Origin of the sequence: Magnetospirillum sp. WYHS-4, assembly GCA_039908345.1 — a bacterium.
GTDB lineage: Bacteria > Pseudomonadota > Alphaproteobacteria > Rhodospirillales > GLO-3 > JAMOBD01.
The window spans coordinates 1-7,224 of the sequence record JAMOBD010000094.1; the positions used below are offsets into that span (position 1 = coordinate 1).

Annotated in this window: 10 protein-coding genes; all 10 read left to right on the top strand. The window is 64.7% G+C overall.

The window, feature by feature from the left end:
• The coding region (locus H7841_17220) for a hypothetical protein (GenBank protein ID MEO5338605.1) at nt 1-182 on the top strand (182 nt) is incomplete at its 5' end.
• Nucleotides 183-388: 206 nt separating this feature from the next.
• The gene (locus H7841_17225) at nt 389-928 is read left to right on the top strand and encodes a flagellar basal body-associated FliL family protein (protein ID MEO5338606.1); all 540 of its coding nucleotides are present in this window, start codon (nt 389-391) and stop codon (nt 926-928) included.
• A gap of 24 nt (nt 929-952) precedes the next feature.
• Complete coding sequence (gene fliM / locus H7841_17230; GenBank protein ID MEO5338607.1) at nt 953-2,116, top strand: flagellar motor switch protein FliM; 1,164 nt, start codon at nt 953-955, stop codon at nt 2,114-2,116.
• Between the two features lie 11 nt (nt 2,117-2,127).
• Entirely contained in the window at nt 2,128-2,706 is a 579-nt protein-coding gene (locus tag H7841_17235; protein ID MEO5338608.1) for a DUF6468 domain-containing protein, read from the top strand.
• 10 nt (nt 2,707-2,716) lie between these two features.
• The gene (locus H7841_17240) at nt 2,717-3,532 is read left to right on the top strand and encodes a hypothetical protein (protein MEO5338609.1); all 816 of its coding nucleotides are present in this window, start codon (nt 2,717-2,719) and stop codon (nt 3,530-3,532) included.
• 160 nt (nt 3,533-3,692) lie between these two features.
• Nucleotides 3,693-4,079, top strand: a complete 387-nt coding sequence (locus tag H7841_17245; GenBank protein MEO5338610.1) for a response regulator — start codon at nt 3,693-3,695, stop codon at nt 4,077-4,079.
• Between the two features lie 15 nt (nt 4,080-4,094).
• On the top strand, nt 4,095-4,757 hold the full coding sequence (locus H7841_17250) for a protein phosphatase CheZ (protein MEO5338611.1): 663 nt from the start codon (nt 4,095-4,097) through the stop codon (nt 4,755-4,757).
• Nucleotides 4,758-4,763: 6 nt separating this feature from the next.
• A complete protein-coding gene (locus H7841_17255; GenBank protein MEO5338612.1) occupies nt 4,764-5,573 on the top strand; it encodes a hypothetical protein in 810 nt (269 codons plus the stop codon).
• A 13-nt stretch (nt 5,574-5,586) separates the two neighbouring features.
• Nucleotides 5,587-6,309, top strand: coding sequence for an OmpA family protein (locus tag H7841_17260; protein ID MEO5338613.1), 723 nt, complete (start codon nt 5,587-5,589; stop codon nt 6,307-6,309).
• A partial coding sequence (locus tag H7841_17265; GenBank protein ID MEO5338614.1) for a hypothetical protein occupies nt 6,309-7,224 on the top strand: 916 nt, incomplete at its 3' end. The genes H7841_17260 and H7841_17265, both read left to right, overlap by 1 nt.

The following is a 7,224-nucleotide window of genomic DNA, read 5'->3' on the forward strand; positions in this document are numbered from 1 at the left end:
TTCCCGTTGTTATCCACGTCGTCGCTCCAGAAAAGACTCATGACACATACTCCTGGCTTCAGTTTGATAAATGTTCCATCGTGATCCGGTTCCTTCCCGGTGCGGGCGGGAACGGCGAGATGGAATGGAGGCATACTGCCACAGAACAAAACGCGACTAAAGTCCATAAAGCGAACATATGAGATTATGTGGGTCAATATTACGGAACGCCGGCGTCCCGCCCGCCGATTGCGGGCGGGATGGGCAGGTTCGTTCCCCTTTGGGGGCCCTCACCCGACTGCCCTGACCAATCTCGCAACCAGTTATTAACCGTCGCGATCTAGGGTATAGTCGAGTGACAGGAGCGGCTTCGGGTTTCCCGGCCGCCGGGCTTCGGACGGAATCAACGATGGCGGAAGACGATCAGGACGAAGACGTCGGCAGCGGCGAAGGCGGCGACGAAGGCGGCAAAGGCGGCAAGAAGAAGCTGATCATTCTGATCGGCGTGGCGCTCCTGGTGGTGATCGGCGGCGTGGCGACGGCCTACTTCACCGGGCTTCTCGATCCCCTGGTCAAGATGATCAGCGGTGCCGAGGATGCCGGGGGCGAGAAGGCCAAGGAGGCGACTCCGCAGACCGGCGAGGCGGTGTTCATGGACATCGAGGAGATCCTGGTCAATCTGAACACCGGGGGCGGGCGCAAGCCCACCTTCCTGAAGATCAAGGTAGCTCTCGAACTGGCCGATAAGAAGGATGAACCGAAGGTGGTCCAATTGATGCCCAGGGTGCGCGACAACTTCCAGGTCTACCTGCGGGAGCTGCGGGTGGAGGACCTGAAGGGGTCGGCCGGCATGTACCGCCTGCGCGAGGAATTGCTGACCCGGGTGAACGTGGCCATCGCCCCGGCCGAGGTCAAGGACATTTTGTTCAAGGAGATGCTCGTCCAATAGGACGGGCGCAACGGGAGAGCCCGCATGACGGCCCCTGACGATGCCGAGGACCAGGACGCCCTTGCCGCCGAGTGGGAAGCGGCCATGGGCGGTGGCGCCGGTGGTGGCGGCGGCGGAGAGGGCGGCGACGACCAGGACGACTTGGCGGCCGAATGGGAAGCCATGGTCGGCGGCGGCGGCGGCGGCGGGGCCGAATCGGCCTCGGCTTCCACGGGCCGCGAATCGACCCGCGTGCTCAACCAGGACGAAATCGACAGCCTGCTGGGTTTCGACGACGAGCACGACGAAGGCTCCGAGAAATCGGGCATCCAGGCCATCCTCAACAGCGCGCTGGTCTCCTACGAGCGCCTGCCGATGCTGGAGGTGGTCTTCGACCGTCTGGTGCGCCTGATGTCGACGTCCTTGCGCAACTTCACCTCGGACAACGTGGAAGTCTCGCTGGACAACATCGCCTCCATCCGATTCGGCGACTATCTGAACTCCATCCCCCTGCCCGCCATGCTGAGCGTCTTCAAGGCGGAGGAATGGGACAACTACGGCCTGATGACCGTCGATTCGTCGCTCATCTATTCCATCGTCGACGTGTTGCTGGGCGGACGGCGCGGCACCGCGGCGATGCGCATCGAGGGCCGCCCCTACACGACCATCGAACGTAGCCTGGTCGAACGCATGGTGCATGTCATGCTGAACGACCTGAGCGCCGCCTTCGAGCCCCTGTCGCCGGTCACCTTCCGCTTCGATCGCCTGGAGACCAATCCCCGCTTCGCCACCATTTCCCGGCCGTCCAACGCGGCCATCGTCGCCCGCCTGCGTATCGACATGGAAGACCGCGGCGGACGCCTCGAACTTCTTCTGCCCTACGCGACCCTGGAACCGGTCCGCGAACTGCTGCTGCAGATGTTCATGGGCGAAAAGTTCGGTCGCGACTCGATCTGGGAAACCCACTTGGCCGAAGAACTGTGGCTCACCGACGTCGAGATGGAAGCGGTTCTCGACCAACAGATTTTGAAATTGCGCGACATCTTCAATCTGGAGATCGGCTCGCAGTTGATGTTGAACGCCACCCCAGAATCGACGGTCGAACTTCATTGCGGCGACGTCGCCATGTACTCCGGATCGATGGGCCGCAAGGGCAATCACGTGGCCATCCGGGTCAGCGAGCGCATCGTCAAGAAGGTTTCCGGGTAGAGGAGTCGTCCATGGTCTTCGCCCTGCTTCTCGACATCCTGGTCGCCGTCCTCCTGGCGGTGACCATCGTCTATTCGGTGATCCTCAATCGCCGGCTGGGCGTCCTGCGCCAGGACAAGGCGGAATTGGAGCGGGTGGCCGCCACCTTCGGCGAAGCCACGCGTCGCGCCGAAGACAGCATCGGCCGCTTGCGCGACATGGCCGACACTCTGCAGGAGCAGATCAAGAAGGCCCAGGCCTTGCGCGACGATCTCGCCTTCCTGATGGACCGGGGCGGCGCGACGGCCGACCGTCTCGAAGATGCCGTCCGATCTGCCCGCAAGGAATCGGCGCCTGCGGGCGGTGTGACGGGCGGCACCCGGCCGGCCGTCTCCCTGGCCACGGCCGCAGCCGCGGCGGCAGCGGCGGCACCGCAACCCGCAGCCGCCCCCGAGCCCCCCCGCGCCAAGATCCCGATCCCCAAGGTCGACACGGGGCTGAAGGCCCCGCCGGAAACCCGTCCCGCGACGCGTTCCCCGCTGCAGGGCATCCCGGAACCCCGATCCGAAGCCGAGCGCGAGTTGCTCAAGGCCCTCGAGTCGGCCCGGTAGGAGAAGTGCGATGACCCTCGCCAACGCCTTGGACTTGCTGTCCCGCATCCGCTTCCTGCCGATCACCATCTTCGCCGCCTCTCTGATGCTGACGGTGAAGATCGGCAGCATCTGGCAGGGGGTGGACGGCATCCGCGCGGGTGCCCTGACGGTCGCCGGCGCCGTGGCTCAGCAGCCGCCCGGAACCGAACCCCCCGGCCAAGCGCAGCCCGCCAAGCCTGCCGCCCCGGCCCCTGCGGCTTCCGCGAAGCCGGATGAGGCCAAGCGGGACCCGAAGTCGCCCGATGCCTTCGCCGCCCCGGTTCCGGGTTCGGCTCCGGCCCAAACCCCGGCCGCGCCCGCCAAACCCGACGAGGACGCGGTGGCCAAAAGCCTCACCACCCGCGATCCGACCCTGCTGACCCAGGCCGAAATCGACCTGTTGCAGCAGCTTGCCGAACGGCGCGAGATCCTGGAGGCGCGGGCGCGGGAGTTGGACGTGCGGACCGGCCTGCTGAATGCCGCCGAGGCCCGAATCGACAAGAAAATCGTCGAGTTGAAGCGGTTTCAGGACACCATCGACAAGCTGATCAAGACCTACGACAAGCAGCAGGAGGATAAGCTGCTGAGCTTGGTCAAGATCTATGAAAGCATGAAGCCCAAGGATGCCGCTACGGTGTTCGAAGGCCTGGACATGGACACTCTGCTGAACATCGTGGAGCGTATGAAGGAAAAGAAACTGGCGGAAGTGATGGGAAAGATGAATCCAAACAAGGCCTCCGAAGTGACCACCGAACTGATGCGCCTGCGCCAGATGCCGCAACCCGGCCTGGGGTCGGGAGGCTGAAGTGGGAGTCGGACTCAGAAACCCGAAAGTTCGGCAGGAAAAGGGTTGCGCCGCTTTCACCCTTGATTTAACTAGTTTCATGGGAAAGAATCCAGCGATCCGCGGGGTTCCTCGTGGGGTATCGATTTCGACACGCGCCGAGCCGAAGATGGAGAGCTAGATGGCTGTCGACATGAACATGAACGTCCTGATCGTGGATGACTACAAGACCATGCTGCGCATCATCCGCAATCTGCTGCGCCAACTGAATTTCGTGAATATCGACGAGGCGACGGACGGCTCGATGGCCCTGCAGAAGCTGCGGCAGGGGACGTTTGGCCTGGTGATCTCGGATTGGAATATGGAGCCGATGACCGGTATCCAGTTGCTGCGCGAGGTTCGCGCGGACCCCAAGCTGAAGCACATCCCGTTCATCATGGTCACGGCCGAAAGCAAGTCGGAGAACGTGATCGCGGCCAAGGAGGCCGGGGTTTCCAACTACATCGTCAAGCCCTTCAACGCCGAGACGCTGAAGGCGAAACTGGTCAGCGTGCTGGGCGAGTTCTAAGGACTGGAAACGCGAATGGCCGTTGGCGAGGTGGACGCCGAACTGGGTGCGCGTCTCGATGAACTCCGCAAGAACCGGGATGATACCGTCCGGATCAGCGAGGTCGCCGATGTCGTGCATAGTTTGATGGCTACGCTCAAAGGCGACCTTTCCACCAGCGACCTGCAGATCTACAACGAGTTGGAAGCGCTGGCCACCTACATCGAGACGGCCAAGCGCGAGATTGCGGCCTTGCGGCCCGACGAGGTCAGGGACGAATACATTCCGACCGCCGCCGACGAACTGGATGCCATCGTCGAAGCCACGGCGGAAGCGACCAACGCCATCATGGACGCCACCGAATCGGTGGAAAAGGTGATGGCCCACTTGGCGCAGGAGGACTCCGAGGCCCTGATGGACGCCACCACCCGGATCTACGAGGCCTGCGGCTTCCAGGACATCACCGGCCAACGTATCACCAAGGTCGTTCGGGCGCTGAAGCATATCGAGCAGAAGATCGATGCCCTGGTGGAAGCTTTCGGGCAGGAGATCGAGAAAGTAAAGGCCGCCAACCCCGCGAATCCCGCGGAGGCGGAGCCACCGCCGATCACCGATGCGGACCTCCTGCACGGCCCTCAGCTCAAGACCGACGCAAAATCGCAAGCGGAGATCGACGCGCTGTTCGCCAGCTTCGATTAGACGGCCATGGAAGAGCTTCTCGGCGCCTCGCCCCGGCAAGAGGAAAGCACGAGTTCCCCCACCCTCGCCCTCTTCCTGGGCCTGTACCTCCTGATCCTTGCCTTCTTCATCCTTTTGGTATCCATCTCGACCACCGAGGACGCCAAGGCCAAGGCCGTCATGGAAGGCCTGACGTCCACCTTCGCGTCCCTGCTTTCCCCGACGTCCGATCCCACCAACTTCACGTCCAAGGAAGGTGACTTGGTGGCTGCCGGGGCCGAGTTCCAGGAGCAGATCGCCGGTACTTTCGCCGCCGAAATCCAGATCACCCGGGTCGAAGCCGTTACTCCGGGCCGGGCCATGCGGGTCGTGATGCCCGCCGATGCCTTGTTCGTCGCCGACCAGGCTCACTTGCGGGACAACCAGATGCCGTTGCTCGATCGCATCGTGGCGGAACTCAGCCGCCGGTCTCCGGGCATGCGCTACGAAATGGAACTGGTGCTGAACAGCAAATACGCCATCGGCCGCGACCTGCCGGTAGGCCAGACCCTGGAAAGCGCGCGGGCCGGAACCTTCGCCCGCGCCATGGCCCAACGCGGCGTGCCTCCCGAATCGGTCTCGGTAGCGCTGAAGCCCGGCGAGCCCAAGGAACTCGTCCTGTGGTTCCTGTCCCGCCCGCTGGACGAGGCACGGGTCCGCTTCGACCTTCCGGCCAGGCCCGCGGCACCGGCCCCGAAGCCGGCCACGCCGGCCTCGGGCGCCAAGGTCGAAGCCCCGCTCCCGCCACCCGTCGCGCCCCCGGAAGCTCCGGCGGCGCCTTCGCCGCCCCCCCCGTGAGCGAGGCCGTCCCATGGCGCCCGGTCTGGACGACGAGGATTTCGAGAGGCTTCCCAAGGTGGAACAGGAAAAGGTCTGGCTGCTGACCTTCACCGATACCGTATGTCTGATGCTGACCTTCTTCGTGATGCTGTTCTCCATGTCCCACGTCCAGGCGGACAAGTGGAAGGAGATCGCCGATTCCCTGTCGCAAAGCCTCAGTCCCATCAAGCCCGAGAACGCCAAGATCCCCACCGTGGCCTTCAACATCGGCACCATCTTCCGCCGCCAGGCGGTCAACCTGGATTATCTGGGGTCGGTGCTGGCCGAGACCGCGAGTCGCGATCCCCTCCTGGCGGGGGTTCAGTTCGTCCGGCAGGAAGAGCGTCTGGTGGTCGCCCTGCCGAGCGAACTGCTGTTCGAATCGGGTCGCGCCATCATGACCGAAAAGGCCCGCGAGGCGGTGTTCGCCCTGGGGGGGCTGCTCCGTAACGTCGGCAATACCATTGGAGTGGGCGGCCATTCCGAATCCCAGGGCTCGCCGGGACAGGAATATTCCTCCGCCTGGGAGCTGTCCCTGGGACGAGCGGCGGCGGTGGCGAACGCCTTGCGGCGGGTCGGCTATCCCCACGACATCGTCGCCTACGGCTATTCCGATAGCCGCAGCCAGGACCTGGCCGGCCTGCCCGAGGCCCAACGGCAAGCTTTGGCGCGGCGCGTCGATATCGTCATCCTGAGCACGGCGGGGACCGACTGATGGTGCGATTCCCCCGCCTCGCCACTTTAACCCTGACCGCATTCCTCGCCGCCACCATCGGGGCACGGGCCGACAGCGTCGCGGTCAAGGGCGCCCCCCATGAGGATTACGGCCGCTTGGTCTTCGCCTGGGAACTGCCGGTCAAGTACTCGGCCACGGTGAAAGGCGACCAGTTGGTGGTGACCTTCGGCCGGCCCATCGACGCCTCCTACGCCGGTGCCGTGAAGGCATTGGCCAAGTACATCAAGGACGCCAAGCCCAGCGCCGACAAGAAGCAGGTGACCTTCACCCTGACGGGCCCCTTTGGGGCGCGCGCCTTCGATACCGGGGCGGCGGTGGTGGTCGACATCACCGGGCAGGCGCCCAAAACCGAACCGAAGCCGGAACCCAGGAAGGCGGAGGCGAAGCCGCCGGCCAAGCCCACCGCCGACCCGACGCCGGGAACGCCCCTGCCCACCGACCTGCCCGCGCTCAAGGTGCGAATCGGCGAACATGCGGACTATACCCGCGTGGTCTTCGACTGGCCCAAGGAAGTCGACTACGGGGTGGCCGACACCGACCAAGGTACCGTGGTGATCTTCGCCCGAGGAGCGCGTCCGGACCTGTCCCGCCTCAAGAGCGATCCGCCCCCCTTCATCCGCGGAGCCAGCGCCGAGATGAAGGGCAAGCGCCTGGCGGTCACCTTGAACACGGTGCCTGGCGCCACCATCAAGCATTTCCTGTCGGGCAAGGGGATCGTCATCGACGTGGGCCGTCCGACCCCCGACTCTCTCGCCAAGGCCCAGGCGAAGCCCGCTCCAGCCGCCGCTCCGGCCGCCGATGCCAACAAGCCGACCGCTCTCACGCCACCGGTCCCGGCGCCGGCCGAGGCGCTCCCGGCCGGAGCCCAACCGCCAACACCGGCGGCCCCTCCCG